The sequence below is a fragment of the Streptomyces spinoverrucosus genome (assembly GCF_006539505.1).
Classification (GTDB): Bacteria; Actinomycetota; Actinomycetes; order Streptomycetales; family Streptomycetaceae; genus Streptomyces; species Streptomyces spinoverrucosus.
Genome location: NZ_BJND01000023.1, coordinates 126,444 through 143,681 on the forward strand (window position 1 = coordinate 126,444; position 17,238 = coordinate 143,681).

The 17,238-nt window shown below is 70.0% G+C and carries 14 protein-coding genes; 6 read left to right on the forward strand and 8 right to left on the reverse strand.

The features are described from left to right. Positions 1–306: 306 nt before the first annotated feature. The 4 genes from SSP24_RS17195 to SSP24_RS17215 all read left to right on the forward strand — a co-directional run bounded on the left by SSP24_RS17195 (position 307) and on the right by SSP24_RS17215 (position 5,302). Positions 307–1,080 carry an isoprenyl transferase gene (locus SSP24_RS17195; protein WP_141310432.1) on the forward strand — a complete coding sequence of 258 codons (774 nt, stop codon included), beginning with the start codon at positions 307–309 and terminating at the stop codon, positions 1,078–1,080. A gap of 313 nt (positions 1,081–1,393) precedes the next feature. Beyond that, the gene (gene phoH2 / locus SSP24_RS17205) at positions 1,394–2,719 is read left to right on the forward strand and encodes an RNA 5'-3' helicase PhoH2 (protein WP_141310434.1); all 1,326 of its coding nucleotides are present in this window, start codon (positions 1,394–1,396) and stop codon (positions 2,717–2,719) included. 419 nt (positions 2,720–3,138) lie between these two features. Further along, positions 3,139–3,834 carry an aggregation-promoting factor C-terminal-like domain-containing protein gene (locus tag SSP24_RS17210; RefSeq protein ID WP_141310435.1) on the forward strand — a complete coding sequence of 232 codons (696 nt, stop codon included), beginning with the start codon at positions 3,139–3,141 and terminating at the stop codon, positions 3,832–3,834. A 151-nt stretch (positions 3,835–3,985) separates the two neighbouring features. Further along, a complete protein-coding gene (locus SSP24_RS17215; protein WP_141310436.1) occupies positions 3,986–5,302 on the forward strand; it encodes an AI-2E family transporter in 1,317 nt (438 codons plus the stop codon). A gap of 94 nt (positions 5,303–5,396) precedes the next feature. Here SSP24_RS17215 and SSP24_RS17220 read toward each other — a convergent pair whose 3' ends face one another. Then, entirely contained in the window at positions 5,397–5,930 is a 534-nt protein-coding gene (locus SSP24_RS17220; protein WP_141310437.1) for an alkyl hydroperoxide reductase, read from the reverse strand. Positions 5,931–5,936: 6 nt separating this feature from the next. Next, positions 5,937–6,488 (reverse strand): peroxiredoxin, encoded by a 552-nt coding sequence (locus tag SSP24_RS17225; RefSeq protein WP_141310438.1) that lies wholly within the window; start codon positions 6,486–6,488, stop codon positions 5,937–5,939. A 140-nt stretch (positions 6,489–6,628) separates the two neighbouring features. Here SSP24_RS17225 and SSP24_RS17230 point away from each other — a divergent pair, with 140 nt between their 5' ends. After that, positions 6,629–7,585, forward strand: coding sequence for a LysR substrate-binding domain-containing protein (locus SSP24_RS17230; RefSeq protein WP_141310439.1), 957 nt, complete (start codon positions 6,629–6,631; stop codon positions 7,583–7,585). 1 nt (position 7,586) lies between these two features. On the opposite strand, the gene SSP24_RS17235 is transcribed toward SSP24_RS17230, so the two are convergent. From SSP24_RS17235 to SSP24_RS17255, 5 genes are all read right to left on the reverse strand, one after another. After that, entirely contained in the window at positions 7,587–9,884 is a 2,298-nt protein-coding gene (locus SSP24_RS17235) for an ABC transporter permease (protein ID WP_141310440.1), read from the reverse strand. Between the two features lie 68 nt (positions 9,885–9,952). Further along, on the reverse strand, positions 9,953–10,639 hold the full coding sequence (locus tag SSP24_RS17240; protein WP_141310441.1) for an ABC transporter ATP-binding protein: 687 nt from the start codon (positions 10,637–10,639) through the stop codon (positions 9,953–9,955). Further along, the gene (locus SSP24_RS17245) at positions 10,636–11,160 is read right to left on the reverse strand and encodes a PadR family transcriptional regulator (protein WP_141310442.1); all 525 of its coding nucleotides are present in this window, start codon (positions 11,158–11,160) and stop codon (positions 10,636–10,638) included. The genes SSP24_RS17240 and SSP24_RS17245 overlap by 4 nt, the downstream gene beginning before the upstream one ends. A 138-nt stretch (positions 11,161–11,298) precedes the next feature. Next, a complete protein-coding gene (locus tag SSP24_RS17250) occupies positions 11,299–11,544 on the reverse strand; it encodes a type II toxin-antitoxin system antitoxin (protein WP_141310443.1) in 246 nt (81 codons plus the stop codon). After that, positions 11,541–12,476: an SPFH domain-containing protein gene (locus tag SSP24_RS17255; protein ID WP_141310444.1), complete on the reverse strand. Its 936-nt coding sequence runs from the start codon at positions 12,474–12,476 to the stop codon at positions 11,541–11,543. Before SSP24_RS17255 ends, SSP24_RS17250 begins: the two co-directional genes overlap by 4 nt. A 204-nt stretch (positions 12,477–12,680) precedes the next feature. Here SSP24_RS17255 and SSP24_RS17260 point away from each other — a divergent pair, with 204 nt between their 5' ends. Then, positions 12,681–14,993, forward strand: a complete 2,313-nt coding sequence (locus SSP24_RS17260; protein WP_141310445.1) for a transglycosylase domain-containing protein — start codon at positions 12,681–12,683, stop codon at positions 14,991–14,993. Positions 14,994–15,046: 53 nt separating this feature from the next. On the opposite strand, the gene SSP24_RS17265 is transcribed toward SSP24_RS17260, so the two are convergent. After that, positions 15,047–17,116 (reverse strand): ATP-binding SpoIIE family protein phosphatase, encoded by a 2,070-nt coding sequence (locus SSP24_RS17265; protein WP_174864665.1) that lies wholly within the window; start codon positions 17,114–17,116, stop codon positions 15,047–15,049. Positions 17,117–17,238: the final 122 nt, after the last annotated feature.

Sequence of the window (17,238 nt, forward strand, 5' to 3'; positions counted from 1 at the left end):
CCGGGGTCCGGCCATGAATACGCTGTGAACCAGGCATTCCGCGGCCACCGGCGCGTTGCCGGGCGATTTCGGAGAGTAGTTGTCGCGCGCCGATGCACCCAGCAGCCCTTACGAAGGGTTATGGTGGAAGCCCCCCCTCGGGCCGGTCCGTCTCCCCCCCACGGACCGGCCCGTTTTTTCTGCCCCAAACGCCCGTTGGGGCACTGTCGTACCGCGGGGGTAGGCTTCGCCCCCGGGGACCGTCATACGGACAGGGGTTGCGCTCGACCGTACCTGTCCGATCCGTACGGAGGGGCTGACAATCACGTGAACCTGCGCGACAAGCTGCGCGGCCTGCTGGTCAGGCTCTACGCACGCCGGGTGGAAGGCCACCTGGACCACGCTCAGGTGCCCAAGCACATCGGCGTCATCATGGACGGCAACCGGCGCTGGGCGAAGGCCGCGGGTTCCACCACGGTGCACGGTCACCGGGCCGGTGCCGAGAAGATCGAGGAGTTCCTCGGCTGGTGCACCGAGACGGACGTCGAGGTCGTCACCCTCTGGCTGCTGTCGACGGACAACTTCGACCGGCCCCAGGAGGAGCTCGTCCCGCTCCTCGGCATCATCGAGGACGTCGTGCGCACCCTCGCCGCCGACGGCCGCTGGCGCGTGCACCACGTCGGCACCCCCGACCTGCTGCCGTCCCCGATGCAGACCGCGCTGAAGGAGGCCGAGGAGGCCACCGCGCACGTCGACGGGATACTCGTCAACGTCGCCATCGGCTACGGCGGCCGCCAGGAGATCGCCGACGCCGTCCGCTCCATGCTGCTGGACGCCGCCGACAAGGGCCGCTCCATCGAGGACGTCGCCGAGGCCGTCGACGTCGACATGATCGGCCGCCACCTCTACACGGGTGACCAGCCCGACCCCGACCTGGTCATCCGCACCAGCGGCGAGCAGCGGCTGTCCGGATTCATGCTGTGGCAGACGGCGCACTCCGAGTACTACTTCTGTGAGGTCTTCTGGCCGGCCTTCCGCAAGGTCGACTTCCTGCGCGCCCTGCGCGACTACGCGGCGCGCCACCGCCGCTACGGCGGCTGACGGACCCACCCCGACCACCCGGGACGTACGGCGCTTCATACGGAGTTCACCGGCGCGCCGTCATATGCCGTGGCATGGCGGCGCGTTTTCGAGGGCATAAGGCAAGCAGGTCGACTCCCGAACCACGGGTGTCGGATCTCAGCGGACGGCACGGGGCCGTCCGCCCGGGAGGCCCTTTGCACCAGCCCGATCGTGCGGTCACAGCACGGACACAGAGGCGAAAGGGCCGGTTCCGGCCCGTGCATCGAGGCCGGCAACCGGTCCAGATCGTCTCCGTCGCTCCCCGACCTCATCCGAGGGGGTACGTCCTTCCGTGGTGACCAGCACAAAGCGCCACAAGCCAGACCGGCGCACCTATGTTCTCGACACCAGCGTCCTGCTGGCCGACCCGAACGCTTTGAACCGCTTCGACGAGCACGAGGTCGTGCTCCCGGTCGTGGTGGTCACGGAGCTCGAGGCCAAGCGGCACCATCCCGAACTCGGCTACTTCGCCCGGCAGGCCCTGCGTCTGCTCGACGACTACCGCGTGCGGTACGGCCGTCTGGACGCCCCCATCCCGATCGGGGACCTCGGCGGAACGCTCCGTGTCGAGCTCAACCACTCGGACCCCAGTGTGCTGCCGACCGGCTACCGCCTGGGGGACAACGACTCCCGCATCCTCGCGGTCGCGCGGAACCTGCAGGCCGAGGGGTTCGACGTCACCGTGGTCTCGAAGGACCTCCCGCTTCGGATCAAGGCGTCCTCCGTCGGCCTGCTCGCCGAGGAGTACCGCGCCGAACTGGCCATCACGGACTCCTCCGGCTGGACCGGAATGTCCGAACTGACCCTGCCCGGTGAGCAGGTGGACATCCTCTTCGAGGAAGGCCATGTCTACGTCCCCGAAGTCGCCGACCTGCCCGTCCACACTGGCCTGACCATCCAGTCCGAGCGTGGAAAGGCACTCGGCCGGGTGACACCGGAGGGCAACGTCCGCCTGGTGCGCGGCGACCGGGAGGCGTTCGGCATCAAGGGGCGCAGCGCGGAGCAGCGGATCGCGCTGGATCTGCTGCTCGACGCGGACGTCGGGATCGTGTCGATGGGCGGCCGGGCCGGCACCGGCAAGTCGGCGCTGGCGCTGTGCGCGGGCCTGGAGGCGGTCCTGGAGCGCCGCCAGCACGAGAAGATCATGGTCTTCCGCCCGCTGTACGCGGTGGGCGGGCAGGAGCTGGGCTATCTGCCCGGCACCGAGGCCGAGAAGATGAGCCCCTGGGCGCAGGCGGTCTTCGACACGCTGTCCGCGGTCACCAGCCGCGAGGTCATCGAGGAGGTCACCGCGCGCGGGATGCTGGAGGTGCTCCCGCTCACCCACATCCGCGGCCGCTCGCTGCACGACGCGTTCGTGATCGTGGACGAGGCGCAGTCGCTGGAGCGGAACGTCCTGCTGACCGTTCTGTCCAGAATCGGCGCCAATTCACGGGTCGTTCTGACGCACGATGTGGCGCAAAGGGACAATTTGCGGGTGGGGCGGTACGACGGTGTCGTCGCCGTCGTGGAGAAGCTGAAGGGGCATCCGCTCTTCGCCCATGTGACCCTGACGCGGTCCGAGAGGTCCCAGATCGCGGCGCTTGTGACCGAAATGCTGGAGGACGGGGCGATCTGAGCACCGCGTCCCATCTCGGGGCGGTTACGCGGTAGTTGGCGCCGTTCGGCAAAGGCCCAGAGCCTAGTCGGGCGGCGCCTTCGCGCGTCACGGTTTCTCAAAATCCCCAGGGCCAAACGGCATGTGAGCTTTCACACGCAACTCAGAATTGCCTTGCGGTGTCGGGTTACGGCAGAGTCTCACTCCTGTCAGGCCCCGCATACGACACACCTGTACCCCCAGCGGTACGGCACAACAGAGGCATCACAGCTAACTCCATAGCGTCGTCGTATGCCGCCCGAGCACCATGTGGCGCTCCTGGACCGGGAGTTGCCCACCGGGCCCGTGCCTTCCGTGACCCGCAGTTGGGGAGGCCAGTGCCAGGGGCACGATTGCGTCCGCCAGGGTCACCGAAGCGGGCGATGCTGGAAGGAAACCGTGTGAGCCGGATTTCGGTCCGGGGATTCGCAGTGGCCTCGGCCACCGCGGTCACCGCTGTCGGAAGCGTCGTCGGCGTTGCCTCGGGCAGCACCGCGCAGCCCAATGACGCCGAGGCGGCGGCAACCGACCTGACGCTCCTCGCGGACATACCCGCGGGCCAGCAGGCCCAGGTGCAGACCGCGTCCCTGACGCAGCAGGCCGACGTACAGGCCATCGCCGCGGACGCCAGCGCCAAGAAGGAAGCCGAGGAGGCTGCGCGCAAGGCGGCCGCCCAGACCGCGATCGCGAAGAAGGAAGCCGCCGAGAAGGCGGCCCAGGAAGCCAAGGAGCGCGAGGAGGCGGAGAAGGCGGCCAGCCGTTCCGCCACCCGGGACGCGTCCGACTTCCCCGCCCAGGGTTCGTACAGCATCGCCGAGATCCAGTCGATGGCGGCGGCGATGGTGCCGAGCGGGCAGTTCCAGTGCTTCAGCAACATCGTGGACCACGAGTCCGACTGGAACTACCGGGCGGTCAATCCCTCCTCCGGTGCCTACGGCCTCTTCCAGGCGCTGCCCGGCTCCAAGATGTCCTCCGTCGGCGCCGACTGGCAGACCAACCCGGCCACCCAGATCAAGTGGGGCCTCAACTACATGAACGAGCGCTACGGCAGCCCCTGTGACGCCTGGGCGTTCTGGCAGGCCAACCACTGGTACTGAGCCCCGGTCGGGCAGCCTCCCACTCAACTTTTCCGAGCCCCTCGCCGTCCTTCGGTGAGGGGCTTCGGGCATGTGGAGTTCCAGCCATGTACGGTCGGACGGGACGGCTCCGGGGGGAGTGGTGGGGACAGCAGGGGTAAAGGGACGGATCATGTCGCGAGTGCCAGGGTGGCTCGGTCGGGTCGGCGCCCGGCTGACCGAGATGGGGCAACGGTGGGAGCAGCGCCGCGCCGAGGCCGAGCGAGCGCATGCCGAGCCGGAGGTGGAGCCCGAGGAGTCGGCCGAGAAGGCGGAGTCCCCGCAGTACGCGCCTGACGTACCGGTCATCGCCCGTCCCGATCCGGCGCAGGCCGTGCCGTGGGGGATGCGGGTGGCGGCGGAGGCCGGGTGGCGGCTGCTGGTGCTGGCGGGGACATTGTGGGTGCTGATGCGCGTCATCAGTGCCGTACAGCTGGTCGTGCTGGCGTTTGTGGCGTCGCTGCTCATGACGGCGGTGCTGCAGCCGACCGTGGCGCGGCTGCGGCGGATGGGGGTGCCGCGGGGGCCGGCGACGGCGATGACCGCGATCCTCGGGTTCGTGGTGATGGGCCTGATCGGATGGTTCGTGACCTGGCAGGTCATGGAGAACATCGACAACCTCTCCGACCAGGTGCAGGACGGCATCGACGAGCTGCGGCGATGGCTGCTCGACAGTCCCTTCCACGTCACGGACAAACAGATCAACGACATCGCCGAGAATCTGCGCGAGGCGATCGGCGCGAACACCGACCAGATCACCTCCGCGGGGCTGGAGGGCGTGACGGTCGTCGTCGAGACACTGACCGGGATTCTGCTCGCGCTCTTCTCGACGCTCTTCCTGCTCTACGACGGCCGCCGGATCTGGGAGTGGACGCTGAAGCTGGTGCCGGCGGCGGCGCGGCCGGGAGTGGCCGGGGCCGGTCCCCGGGCCTGGCGGACCCTCACCGCCTATGTGCGCGGCACGGTGGTCGTGGCTCTGATTGACGCGATCTTCATCGGCCTCGGCATCTACTTCCTGGATGTGCCGATGGCTGTGCCGCTGGCGGTGTTCATCTTCCTCGGGGCGTTCATCCCGCTGGTGGGTGCGGTGATCTCGGGTGCGCTGGCCGTGGTCGTGGCGCTCGTGACGCAGGGCGTCTTCACGGCGGTGATGACGCTGGTGGTCGTGCTCGCCGTGCAGCAGATCGAGGGCCACATCCTGCAGCCGTTCATCCTGGGGCGGGCGGTGCGGGTGCATCCGCTGGCGGTGGTGCTGTCGGTGACGGCGGGCGGCCTGGTGGCGGGGATCGGCGGCGCGGTGGTGGCGGTGCCGCTGGTGGCGGTCACGAACACGGTCGTCGGCTACCTGCGCGCCTACTCCCACGAACGAGCCCTACGTCTCTCCCCACGCCCCCGAGGCGCCACAGCGACGGACACCGCGCCCACCCAGCCACCCGAACCGGGCACCTGAGCCCAGCAGTCCGAGGCACTACCGCCGGCCAACGCCAAGCCCCCGCCCACCAAACGGTGGACGGGGTCTTCATGCGCGGTCAGTCGCTCTGCGGCTACTCGGCGAGGGCCGCCTCGGCGTCCAGGGTCACCGCGACCGCCTGGACGACGGACGCGATCTTGAAGGACTCCTGGATGGTCTCGCGGTCGACGCCAGCCTTGCGCAGGACCTGCTCGTGGGAGTCGAGGCACATGCCGCAGCCGTTGATGGCGGAGACGGCGAAGGACCACAGCTCGAAGTCGACCTTGTCCACGCCCGGGTTGCCGATGACGTTCATCCGCAGGCCCGCGCGCAGGGTGCCGTACTCGTGGTCGGACAGCAGGTGCCGCGTGCGGTAGAAGACGTTGTTCATCGCCATGATCGCCGCAGCGGACTTCGCCGCCGTGTACGCCTCCGGCGACAGCGCCGCCTTCGCCTCCGGCTCCAGCTCACGCACCACGATGGGGGAGCGGGCGGCGATCGCCGTCGCCAGCACCGTGCCCCACAGCTGCTGCGCCGGGAGGTCGGAGTTGCCGATGACCGAGCCCAGGTTGAGCTTCAGGTCCTTGGCGTAGTCCGGGATGCGGGACTTCAGAGAGTCGAGGGACACCCCGGATCACTCCCCGGCCAGCAGGGCGACCGGGTCCAGCGTGTCCTCGCCCTTGGTCCAGTTGCACGGGCACAGCTCGTCCGTCTGCAGGGCGTCCAGGACCCGCAGGACCTCCTTCGGGTTCCGGCCGACGGAACCGGCGGTCACCATGGAGAACTGGATCTCGTTGTTCTGGTCGACGATGAACACCGCGCGCTTGGCGAAGCCGTCCTCGTCCTCGATGCCGAGGTCGCGCATCAGCTCGTGCTTGGAGTCGGCCATCATCGGGAACGGCAGGTCCCGCAGGTCGTCGTGGTCCTTGCGCCAGGCGTGGTGCACGAACTCGGAGTCACCGGAGAAGCCGAGGACCTGCGCGTCACGGTCGGCGAACTCGTCGTTCAGCTTGCCGAAGGCCGCGATCTCGGTCGGGCACACGAAGGTGAAGTCCTTGGGCCAAGCGAAGATCACTTTCCAGCCCTGGTAGGTCTTGTGGTTGATCTTCTCGAACTCCTTGCCCTTCTCCAGCGAGACGCAGGCAGTCAGTTCGAACTCGGGGAACTTGTCACCGACAGTGAGCACTAGCTCTCCTTGCAGCGCAGCGAAAAACACCCGCTTTTGGCGGGTGTTTCCCATGGGTTGGACGAGCCCCGATCCTGGCACAACGCGCATTGATTCGGGAAATAGCTACACTCGGTCGAGTTGATCGGAGGTAGCTATCAGTGACCGTTGGTAACGCCGGCAGGAGGCGTCAGCCCAGTCTTGCCCAGTTGCGGGCCTTCGCCGCCGTCGCCGAGCATCTGCACTTCCGCGACGCCGCCGCCGCGATCGGCATGAGCCAGCCCGCCCTCTCCGGTGCCGTCTCCGCGCTGGAGGAGGTTCTCGGCGTCACGCTTCTTGAGCGTACGACCCGCAAGGTGCTCCTCTCGCCCGCCGGCGAGCGGCTCGCCGTACGGGCCAAGGCGGTGCTGAGCGAGGTGGGGGCCCTGATGGAGGAGGCCGAGGCGGTCCGCGCGCCGTTCACCGGGGCGCTGCGGCTCGGCGTCATCCCGACCGTCGCGCCCTATCTGCTGCCGACCGTCCTGCGGCTCGTCCACGACCGCTACCCCCACCTCGACCTCCAGGTGCACGAGGAGCAGACCGCCAACCTCCTCGACGGGCTCACCTCCGGGCGGCTCGACCTGCTGCTGCTCGCCGTACCCCTCGGGGTTCAGGGGGTGACCGAACTGCCGTTGTTCGACGAGGACTTCGTGCTCGTCACGCCCCTCGACCACTGGCTCGGCGGGCGCGAGGGCATTCCGCGCGAGGCGCTCAAGGAGCTCAACCTGCTGCTCCTCGACGAAGGGCACTGCCTGCGCGACCAGGCCCTCGACATCTGCCGGGAGGCCGGGCGCGAGGATGCGCCGGTGACCACCACGGCCGCGGGGCTGTCCACGCTCGTTCAGCTCGTCGCCGGTGGGCTCGGGTGCACGCTGTTGCCGCGTACCGCCGTCAAGGTGGAGACGAGCCGCAGTAATCAGCTGCTCACCGGCTATTTCGCCGATCCCGCGCCGACCCGCCGTATCGCGCTGGCGATGCGGGCGGGCGCGGCGCGCGGGGCGGAGTACGAGGAGCTGGCGGCCGCACTGCGCGAGGCACTGCGGCCGCTTCCCGTGCGGGTGCTGGACGGGGGCGAGTAGCTCACTCGGTGCGCAGGCCCTCCGGGCGCATCAGCCGGAGCAGGGGCGGCAGGCTGAGCAGCGTGACGAGGAGCACGACGCCCGCGCCGATGCCGATCATCGCCAGCAGGCTCGCCCAGTCGACGCTCAACCCGGTGGCCGTCATCTTCAGCAGCACCACGCCCAGGGTGAGGCCCACCACCGAGGCGAGGGTCAGGCCGAGCACGATCGGGATCGTCGTCTGCCACAGCACGGACAGGCCCAGGGTGCGGCGCCGGGTGCCGAAGGCCACCAGGGCCGACAGCAGCTTCCTGCGTTCGCGCAGCTGCTCCAGCTGGGAGACCAGCAGACTCGCGCCGATCAGGGCCAGCACACAGGTGGCGCCGACGAACAGGCCGGTGCGGATGGAGTCGTAGCGCTCGGAGCGCTGGCTGGACACCCACAGCATGGGGTCGGAGAGCGGGTTGATCGCCGCCGCCGTGTTGCGGACCAGGTCGTAGACGTCCGGTACGGACTCGTCGAGCCGGAGATAGACCTGGCCGCCGAGGCTCTTCGTGGTCGCGGCAGGCAGCGCCTTCGGCGTCACGAGGAGGCCGCCGCGCTCGCTGCCGGTCATGTCCACGGCCGCCTCCGCCCGCTTGACGGCCGGCAGCGTCCAGGGGGTCTCCGTGCCCTCGTGTCCGTCCTCGTAGCTGGGGTCGAAGTAGAGCGTCCGGCCGGGCTTCGCCATGTCGGAGGTGTCGGTGTCGTACTCCGCGCCCGATACGGCGAACACGTCGCCGTCGCGGCACGACGGCAGCTTCGCCACCTCCCGCAGGGCGGCGCAGTCGCCGACCGTCACCTGGGTGCTGAAGTCGGGGTCGGTGCGCTTCTCGCCGACATAGCCCTCCGAGTACGCGTACACCTTGCGCACGCCCTCGGTCCGCCGGAAGTCCGCCGCGGCCTGCGCCGGCGGCATGCCCTCGGGTATGGACACCTGCATCTGGATTCGGGTCTCGTCGTACGGGGTCACCTCGGTGAAGTCGTCCTCCACCCCGGCGAACAGCATCTGCAGCGCGATCGCGCCGGCCACCGCCACGGCGATGCCGTTGACCGTACGGGCTGCCGTGCCGCTGCTCAACTGAAGGCGGCGCACCGCCAGTTGCCAGGCGACCGGACCGCTGCCGAGCCGGGCGACGGCTGTTTCGACGATCCACGGCAGCAGCGCCGTGATGCCGATCAGCAGCAGCATCACACCGCCGATGACCAGGTACTGGTTGAAGTCACCGCCGTCGCTGCCCTGGCCGATCATCGGGGCGAGCATCGCCAGGCCGCCGATCGGCAGCAGCAGCCGCCACCACAGCCTGCGGCGGCGCGGCTTGGCCGTGCGGACCACGCCGAGCGGCTCGATGACCACACCGCGCAGCGCGAAGAGGGTGACCAGGACGGCGGCCGCCGGGACCGTTACCGCGACCAGCGCGGCGAGGGCGGGAGAGGGGTTGAGATAGCTCGGGAAGACGCTGACCTCGAACACCTCCATCCGGCCCGCGATCTGGCGCCCGATCAGGAAGAAGCCGATGCCGAAGACCAGGCCCAGCACGGATCCGGCGAGCGCCTCGCCCGCCGCGACCCGGCGGGTCATCCCGCTGTCGGAGCCCACCAGCCGCAGCGCCGCGAGCCGCCGGTCGCGTCCCTCGCCGCCGAACCGTACGGCCGCCGCGACGAAGACACCCACCGGCATCAGCAGGACCACGAAGACGACCAGGACGAGGAGGATCAGGACCGGGTCCCAGGGGTCGGAGGTGCCCTGGATCGGCTCCCCGAACCGTTCGATGCGCACCACGCGGCCGTTGTCGAGCTTCGACGCGAGGTCCTCGCCGCCCCGGTAGAAGGCGAGTTCGGCGGAGCCGACCAGACCCGGCTCGGCGATGGTGCCGACGATCCGGTCGGACAGCCGTTCGCGGAGGAGCTTGCCGTCCGGCGACTCAAGGAGCGCCTTCAGCTTCGGGGAGACGATCATCTCGCCCGGCGCGGGCAGCTTGTCGACGCCCGGCGGCAGGGGCGCCTTCGGGCCCTCCGGCTCCAGCTCCCGGCCGCGGATGTCCTCGTGGCGGAAGGTGGTGCCGACGTTGGCGACGAGCAGGGTGGCGTCGGTCTTCGGCGGCACGGTCTGGCTGAACGTGAAGTCGGTGCGGGCCTGTTCGCGCTCGTGCCGGGCGTCCAGCGCGCTCGGCAGCGCGGTGGTGAGCAGCAGCAGCGCCACACCGAGCCCGACGCCGACCGCGGTGAGCACCGCCCGAACCCAGCCGCCCCGGCCGGTGAACGCGAACCCGGCGCCCATGGCCAGGTCACGGGACCTCCCCCAAGCTCTCGACTTCGCTCGAGCAGGGAGGTGCCCCCATCGGGCTCTCATACGACGCGCTCCATGTCCCGGGACTTCCCGTCCCGTACGACGATCTCGCGGTCGGAGTAGGCGGCGACCCGTGCCTCGTGCGTGACCAGGACGACGGCCGCGTTGGTGGAGCGGGCCGCGTCCGTCAGCAGCTCCATCACGCGCTCACCGTTGAGGGAGTCCAGCGCGCCGGTCGGCTCGTCGGCGAACAGCACGCGCGGGCCGGTGACCAGGGCGCGGGCCACGGCGACGCGCTGGCCCTGACCGCCGGAGACCTCACCGGGCCGCTTCTTGCCTATGCCGTCGACCTCCAGGCGCTCCATCCAGGACAGGGCGGTGCGCTCGGCGGCCTTGCGGGAGGTGCCGTTCAAGCGCAGCGGGAGGGCCACGTTCTCGACGCAGGTGAGTTCGGGCACGAGCTGGCCGAACTGGAAGACGAACCCGAACTCCGAGCGCCGCAGCGCGCTGCGCTGGGCGTCGTTCATCGTGGCCATCTCCCGGCCGTCGTAGCGGATCGAGCCCGCGTCGGGCGGGACGATCCCGGCGAGGCAGTGCAGCAGCGTGGACTTGCCGGAGCCGGAGGGGCCCATCACGGCGACGACCTCGCCGGGGTGGATGGAGAAGTCGGCGCCGTCCAGGGCGGTGGTGGGGCCGTACGTCTTGCGTAGGCCTTCGGCCACGAGCAGGGAACCGGAGGGAGTCACTTCGCCACCACCTCCGCCAGCTTGTCGAGCCGCGCGGCGGTCAGTTCCAGCCAGCGCAGGTCGGCCTCCAGATGGAACAGCGCGTGGTCGCAGATCAGCTGATCCGCGAGATCGCCCTTGCGTTTGCGGTCGGTGAGGATCCGCATCATCCGCAGATGCTCCGAGCGCTGGGTGTCGAGGATGTCGGCGGCGTCGCGCCGGGTGAGGAGGGCGAGGACGACCTTGGTGTACAGGGTCGACTGGAGGTACGGCTCGGGCTTCTCCGGCGTCGCGAGCCACCGCTCCACGTCGGTGATCCCGGCGTCGGTGATCGCGTACCGCTTGCGCTCCGGCCCGCCGCCCGGCTCGATGCCGTCGACCTCGACGAGGCCGTTCTTCAGCAGGCGGGACATCGTCGAGTAGACCTGGCCGTAGTGCAGCGGCCGGTCCTGACCGAACTTCTCGTCGAAGGCCCGCTTCAGGTCGTAGCCGTGGCGGGGGCCGGACTCCAGGAGCCCGAGAAGGGTGTGACCGATGGACATGCGGAGCATTCTACACACCGCGTATACGTCGTGTGTATACGTGCAGTGTGCAGCTCATGGCCTGCGGTACGTCGCCGCTGGTGGGAGTCGATTGTCACGGTTCTGCTACGGCGGTTGGGGCCTCCGGGAGCCGGTCTGTTACTGCGGCTCGGAGTCCCGTGGCGGGCGGCCCCGGCGGGGCAGGGGACCGGCGTCCCCCGGCAGTCGGCCCGCGTCCTTGAGGGCCTTGCGGAGCAGGAACTCGATCTGCGCGTTGGCCGACCGCAGCTCGTCCGACGCCCAGCGGGCGAGCGACTCGTACACCGATGGGTCCAGCCGCAGCAGCACCTGCTTGCGCTGCTGCTGCGGCCGCCGCTTCGAGGAAGCCTCGGACGGTTCGGTCACTGGTAGAGGGACCCGGTGTTGACGACCGGCTGCGTGGCCCGGTCACCGCACAGCACCACCATCAGGTTGGACACCATCGCCGCCTTCCGCTCGGAGTCCAGCTCCACGATGTCCCGCTCGGTCAGCCGGGCGAGCGCCATCTCGACCATGCCGACCGCGCCGTCCACGATCTGCCGCCGGGCCGCGACGACCGCTCCGGCCTGCTGCCGCTGGAGCATCGCCGAGGCGATCTCGGGCGCGTAGGCGAGGTGCGTGAAGCGGGACTCGATGATCTGCACGCCGGCCGCCTCCACGCGCGCGTGCAGTTCGACGGCGAGCTTCTCGGTGATTTCCTCGGCGTTCTCGCGCAGGGAGAGGCCGTCCTCCTCGTGGGCGTCGTAGGGGTACTCGATGGCGATGTGCCGTACGGCCGCCTCGGTCTGGGTGGAGACGAACTCGATGTAGTCGTCGACCTCGAACGTGGCCTGCGCGGTGTCCTCGACCTTCCACACCACGACCGCGGCGAGCTCGATCGGGTTGCCATAGGCGTCGTTGACCTTCAGTACCGCGGTCTCGTGGTTGCGGACGCGGGTGGAGATCTTGGTGCGGGAGGTGAGCGGGTTCACCCAGCGCAGGCCGTCCTGCCGGATCGTGCCCCGGTAGCGCCCGAAGAGCTGGACGACCCGGGCCTCGCCCGGCGCCACCATGTTCAGCCCGCACATCGCGACGAACGCGCTGATGGCGATCAGGACGCCGAGGACGATCAGCGCGGCCTTGGCGCCGGTCGCGGAGACGGCCGTGGCGGCGACCACCATGGCGATGCCGCCCAGCAGCCCGATCAGGCCCAGGAGCAGGGCGAGTCCGCCGCCGATGCTGTGCGCCGGGAACTCACGGACGTGTGGGGCGGGCATCTCCGGGGCGTCGGCGACGGCCGGGGAGTCGTGCGTGGACATAGGGTCCCCCGTTTCTAGCTCAGTTCTATCTAATTGATATCGCTTTACCCCGCCACGGCAACCCCAACCCCCTCTCGGGCGTCGGTTCCGTAGGGAAGCGTGCTGATTCTCACGCCCACAAAAGACCGAATGAGTCGGACTTTGTCATAGAGAGCGGTGTTAGCTTTCTGAGCTGACCTGAGAGCGGAGTGGAGCGACGGACTCATGGGACGAGCGGAAGACAGACGAGCGCGACAGCGCGGTGGCCACCGCGCGGCGCCGAAGCGCCGCCGTTCGTCGAGCGGGCCGAGCGCAGCGAGCCCGGCGGGCCCGACCGGTCCCGGCCGCCGCAGGGCCAAGCCCGGGAAGACCGGGAAGACCGGCATCCGCAGGCTGTTCACCTGGAAGAAGATCCTCGGCACGTTCCTCGGCCTGTGCCTGCTCGGCATCGGCGGCTTCATCCTGCTGTACCTGCTCGTGCCGGTCCCCGAGGGCAACGCGGCGGCGAAGCAGCAGAGCAACGTCTACAAGTACAGCAACGGCACGGTCCTGGCCCGCGAGGGCGAGGTCAACCGCGAGGTCGTCGACCTGGCCAGGGTGCCCAAGGCCGTCCAGCGGACCTTCGTGGCCGCCGAGAACAAGACGTTCTACCAGGACAACGGCGTCGACCTGAAGGGCACGGCGCGCGGCCTGTTCAACACGCTCAGCGGCAAGGGCGCACAGGGCGGTTCGACGATCACCCAGCAGTACGTCAAGAACTACTACCTCAGTCAGGAACAGACGGTCACCCGCAAGCTGAAGGAGCTGGTGATCTCGCTGAAGGTGGACCGCCAGATGTCCAAGGACGACATACTCGCGGGTTACATCAACACCAGCTACTACGGCCGGGGTGCCTACGGCATCCAGGCCGCCGCGCAGGCCTACTACCGCGTCGACGCCGACCAACTCACCGTCGAGCAGGGCGCGTACCTCGCCGCGCTGCTCCAGGCGCCGAGCCAGTACGACTGGGCGGTCGCCTCGCCGACCAGCAAGGATCTGGTGAAGAACCGCTGGAACTACGTCCTGGACAACATGGTCGAGGAGGGCTGGCTGAACGTCTCCGAGCGCCAGGGCATGGAGTTCCCGGTGCCGAAGGAGCCGCAGGGCACGCCCGGACTCGAGGGCCAGGTCGGCTATCTGGTCGACGCGGCCAACGCGGAGCTGGCCCGGCAACTGGTGGCCCAGGGAACGGCGGAGAACCAGGAGGACGCCCTCGCCTTGGTCAAGCGCGGCGGCTGGACCATGACGCTGAACATCGACAAGAAGAAGCAGGACGAGCTGGAGCAGGCCGCCAAGGAACAGCTCACCAGCAAGCTCGACCCCAAGAAGCGGAAGGTCGACGGGAACATCCAGCCCGGCGCCGTGTCCGTCGACCCCAAGACCGGCAAGGTCGTCGCGATGTACGGCGGCGTGGACTACGTCAAGCACTACCGGAACAACGCCACCCGCCGCGACTACCAGCCGGCCTCCACCTTCAAGCCGGTGATCCTGGCCGCCGCCGTGGAGGAGGACGCCGAGACCCAGGACGGCGAGCCGATCACCGCGAACACGATCTACGACGGTGACAGCAAGCACCAGGTCATGGACAACGGCAAGAAGGTCGGCTTCGCCCCGCCGAACGAGGACGACGTCGACTACGACGATGTCACCGTGCAGACCGCGATGAACAAGTCCATCAACTCCGTCTTCGCGCAGATGGGCGTCGACGTCGGCATGGAGAAGGTGATGGAGGTCGCCGGCGAGCTCGGCATGGACACCGACGGAATGCAGGCGGTGCCGGCCCAGACGCTCGGCTCCATGGGCGCGAGCCCGCTGGAGATGGCGGGGATCTACGCCACCCTCGACAACCACGGCAAGAAGGTCACGCCGGCGATCCTGGCCTCGGCCGAGCACAAGGACGCCGTGGTCGACCTGCCCGATCCCATCGGCGAACAGGTCATCAGCCGCGAGGCCGCCGACACGGTCACCTCGGTGCTCACCGGCGTGGTCGACGACGGTACGGCCCGCGTGGCGGTGCGCGACAACCCGGCGCGTGACGGGCAGCAGGTGGCCGGCAAGACCGGTACCTCCGACTTCGGCAGGTCCGCCTGGTTCACCGGCTACACCCCGAACCTGGTGACGTCGGTCGGTCTGTTCGGCGAGGACGCCAAGACCGGCGGCCAGGTGAACATGGCCGGCGCCACCGGCACCCTGCCGGGCAAGGGCCGCGTCAACGGCGGTGGTTTCCCGGCGAAGATCTGGGCGGCGTACACCTTCGGCGTGATGGACGAGGTCACCAAGTTCGACCTGGACACCACTCAGGGCGCGGCGGTGCAGCCGACGTTCACCCCGACCCCGACGGAGACCCCGACGGCCCAGGAGCCGACGGAGACGCCGACGACCGAGGAGCCGACGGAGACGCCGACGACTCCTCAACAGCCGACGGAGACCCCGACCACGGGCCAACCGACGGACGGGACCACACCGGAGAACCCGTTCTTCCCGAACGACGAGCAATGAGAAAGGGCGCCCGGCACAAACGCCGGGCGCCCTCAACGCTTCGGGGGCGAACCTCACCCACTGTTCAGCTCGAACCACACAACCTTTCCGGTACTGAGCCGAGTAGCCCCCCACCGCCGAGCCATCCGGTTCACCAGATACAGCCCGCGCCCGCCCTCATCGGTGGCCCGGGCCTGCCGCAGCCGAGGCAGCTGCGGCACATCGTCGCCCACCTCGCACCGCAGCACATCGGTCCGCAGCAGCCGCAAGGTCACCGGCCGCGACGCATACCGCACCGCGTTGGTCACCACCTCACTGACCAGCAACTCCACGGAGTCCGTCAGCTCCTCCAGCCCCCACCGGACCAGCGCCCGCCGAGCCAGCCGCCGAGCCTTGCCCGGCGCCATCTCCTCCGGCTCCAGGAACCAGTACGCCACATCGCTCGGCGCGATCCCGTGGAACCGTGCGGCGAGCAGCGCGATGTCGTCGTCCCGGTCGCCCGGCCCGAGCATGTCCAGCACCTCGTCGCACAGCGCTTCGAGCGGCGGCGGATGGTCCGGCCCCGTGAGCTGCGCGGTCGCGGCGAGCTTCTCGCGCAGTTGCTCTATGCCGGTCCACACGTCCCGCAGCCGGGACTCGACCAGCCCGTCCGTGTACAGCAGCAGCGTCGCGCCGGCCGGCGCGTCCAGCTCCACGGCCTCGAAGTCGACGCCGCCGACCCCGATCGGCGCGCCCGCCGGCACCCGCAACACCTCGGCCCGCCCGCCCAGATGCAGCAGCACCGGCGGCGGGTGGCCGGCGTTGGCGATGGTGATCCGGTGCGACACCGGGTCGTAGACGGCGTAGAGGCAGGTCGCCATGCGGTCGGTGCCGAGCCGCTGCGCCTGTTCGTCGAGGTGGTGCAGCACCTCCTGCGGCGGCAGGTCGAGCCCGGCGAGCGTCTGCGCCGTCGTCCGCAGCTGGCCCATGATCGCGGCGGACGTCATGGAGTGCCCCATGACGTCACCGACGACGAGCGCGACGCGGCTGCCGGGCAGCGGGATGGCGTCGTACCAGTCGCCGCCGACCCGCGCGGTCTCGGCGGCCGGCAGGTAGCGGGAGGCCAGCCGGACGCCCGTCGGCTGCGGCAGGGTCTCGGGGAGCATGGTGCGCTGCAACTCGTCGGCGATGTAAGCCTCCCGGCCGTACAGCACCGCCTTGTCGATGCCGAGCGCGCTGTGCGTGGCGAGCTGGGCGGCGATGAGCAGGTCGTCGGCCTCGAACGCCATCCGCTCCGGGCGGCGCAGGAAGACCGCGGCGCCGATGACGCGGCGGCGGCCGCGCAGCGGGGCGAGGATGGCCCGCTGGCCGGCGGGGATCACCGCCTCGCCGTCCTCGCCGAGCAGTTCGGGCAGCGCGGCGCGGGCGGCGGGCGCGTCGGCGAACACGGGGCGTACCCCGCGCAGCACCTCGGCGAGCGCGCCACCGGGCCGGACCTCGCACAGTTCGGCGGTCAGCGTCGAAAGCTCCGACGGCTCGGGCTGGGCCACCGGCAGAAAGCCGCCCTCGGTGTCCCGCTCCTCCGGGATCCGGTCGGTCCGGCGCAGCCGCAGCACGACCGGCCCCGTCGGCCGCTCGTCGCCGACCGGCAGCGGGTCGCGCAGATACACGAGGATCGCGTCGGAGAAGGTCGGCACGGTCGCCCGGCACAGCCCCATCACGATCTCGTCGAGGTCGATGCCGCGGGCGATCCGCCGGGTGGCCGCGCCCACGAAGCGCAGCCGGTCGCCGTCCCGCCGCATCGGCGTGGGCCGCCCCGGCGGGGTGACCTGGCCGGTACGGCGCTCCTGGCCGCCGGGGCCGGAACGCTCCGGGTCCGTGCCGGGCTGCGCCGGGATGACCTCCGGCGCGGGGCGCGGGCGGTGGGTGTCGGGTTCCGCGGCGGCCGGCTGGGAGTGCTCGGGTCCGCTGCCGTCGCTGGGTGTCACGGACGGTCCCGGGGGCGTCTCGCCGGTGCTGCGGGCCTGCGCCGGTAAGGCGGCGGCGCCGGGCGTCAGCGGAGCCGCCGGGGTACGCAGGAGCGCCCCGCGGGGATCCGCGGGGTCGGTGCCCGGCTGGGGGCGCTCGTAAGAGGTCGGCTGCTCCGTCACGCGTGTCGAATCCATCCGTCCGGGGCCGTGCGCGCCTTGCACCGCGCGTGCAGTTCGTCCCGCAGAAGTCCCGATACCCGGAATACATGCCCCAGGAACGGAATTCCCGCGTGGTCAGAGGCTGTTCCTGTGCCACC

Coding starts and splice junctions, on each gene's coding strand:
- SSP24_RS17215 (WP_141310436.1), top strand. CDS start 3,986: ATGTCGCGAGTGCCAGGGTGGCTCGGTCGGGTCGGCGCCCGGCTGACC.
- SSP24_RS17235 (WP_141310440.1), bottom strand. CDS start 9,884: ATGGGCGCCGGGTTCGCGTTCACCGGCCGGGGCGGCTGGGTTCGGGCG.
- SSP24_RS17245 (WP_141310442.1), bottom strand. CDS start 11,160: ATGTCCATCGGTCACACCCTTCTCGGGCTCCTGGAGTCCGGCCCCCGC.
- SSP24_RS17255 (WP_141310444.1), bottom strand. CDS start 12,476: ATGTCCACGCACGACTCCCCGGCCGTCGCCGACGCCCCGGAGATGCCC.
- SSP24_RS17260 (WP_141310445.1), top strand. CDS start 12,681: ATGGGACGAGCGGAAGACAGACGAGCGCGACAGCGCGGTGGCCACCGC.
- SSP24_RS17265 (WP_174864665.1), bottom strand. CDS start 17,116: ATGGATTCGACACGCGTGACGGAGCAGCCGACCTCTTACGAGCGCCCC.